Here is a 1,490-nt window from a genome sequence, read left to right as displayed (position 1 = left end):
CAGTAAAGCTAACCATTTCACCTATTTAGGTGATGCCGAGATCGGTGCTGAATCAAATATTGGGGCAGGTACAATCACCTGCAATTAAGATGGTGCAAATAAACACAAAACCACTATTGGCGATGCAGTTTTTATCGGTTCTAATAGCTCGCTGGTTGCGCCTGTGACTATTGGTAATGGAGCAACAGTCGGTGCGGGTTCTGTGATTACGAAAGATGTGGCTGAACAAAGTCTCTCCTTTGAGCGTGCTCAACAAATTTCTAAAGCAAATTATCAACGTCCCCAAAAGCTTAAAAAATAAGAGGATTGAAATATGTGTGGTATCGTCGGAGGCGTTGCAGAACGTTGTGTAACCGAGATTTTAATTGAAGGTTTAAAACGTCTTGAATATCGTGGTTATGATTCGGCAGGCGTTGCTTTACTCAATAACCAGCAAATTTTACGTGAACGCCGTGTTGGTAAAGTTGCCAATCTTGCAGACGCTGTTTCAGAACACCAGCTTACTGGAGCAATTGGTATTGCGCATACCCGTTGGGCAACACACGGTAAACCGACCGAAAATAATGCTCACCCGCACATGTCAGGCAAGGTAGCAGTCGTTCACAACGGTATTATCGAGAACTATCAAGAGCTTAAAGATGACCTTCAAGCTTTAGGATATGTATTTACTTCTCAAACAGATACTGAAGTGGTAGCCCATTTAGTTGCAGAAGCTCTAAAAAATACTGATAGTTTACTTGAAGCAGTAGAATCTGTAGTTCCTCAGCTTAAAGGTGCCTATGCGTTAGGTATTATTCACAGCGATTACCCAGATGAACTCATTACTGTACGTGAAGGTTCACCACTTGTAATTGGTGTGGGTATTGGCGAGAACTTTATCAGTTCAGACCAATTGGCCCTTTTACCAGTAACAAACCGTTTTATTTACTTAGAGGAAGGCGATATTGCCCGTCTTACTCGTACTTCAATTGAAGTATTTGTAAAAGGTGAACGTGTTGAACGTCCAGTTAAAGAACTTGATGCAACTGTAAGCAGTGCTTCAAAAGGTGAATATAAACACTACATGCTCAAAGAAATTTATGAGCAGCCTGAAGCAATCAAACAAACAATTTCTCAAGCGCTTGATGGCAACAATTTACGTGATGATTTCTTGAAAGATGCAGATGCAGATTTCAGTAAACTTCAAAGTGTTCAAATTATTGCGTGTGGTACAAGTTATCACTCAGGAATGATCGCTAAATATTGGTTTGAGCAATTGATTGGTGTGCCTTGCCAAGTTGAGATTGCGAGTGAATTCCGTTATCGCTCACCAGTGATTGTGGAAAATACACTTTACATCTGTATTTCACAATCAGGTGAAACAGCGGATACCTTAGCTGCACTACGTGAAACTCAAAAACGTGCTAAAGCAAATAATATCGACATTCAGACTTTAACGATCTGTAACGTCGCAACTTCTTCAATGTTGCGTGTATCTGATCAACACTTAT

General features: G+C 40.5%; 1 protein-coding gene and 1 pseudogene. Both read left to right on the top strand.

Annotated elements, in window-relative coordinates:
• Positions 1 to 301, top strand: a pseudogene (locus VXQ92_RS17620) (DapH/DapD/GlmU-related protein); the annotation flags it as partial.
• A gap of 12 nt (positions 302 to 313) precedes the next feature.
• On the top strand, positions 314 to 1,490 hold a 1,177-nt coding region (gene glmS, locus VXQ92_RS17615), incomplete at its 3' end, for a glutamine--fructose-6-phosphate transaminase (isomerizing) (protein ID WP_416682685.1).

The organism is Acinetobacter sp. 228 (assembly GCF_048147885.1).
Note: the sequence above shows the minus strand (reverse complement) of the source record. Positions and strands in the feature narration are given on the sequence as shown.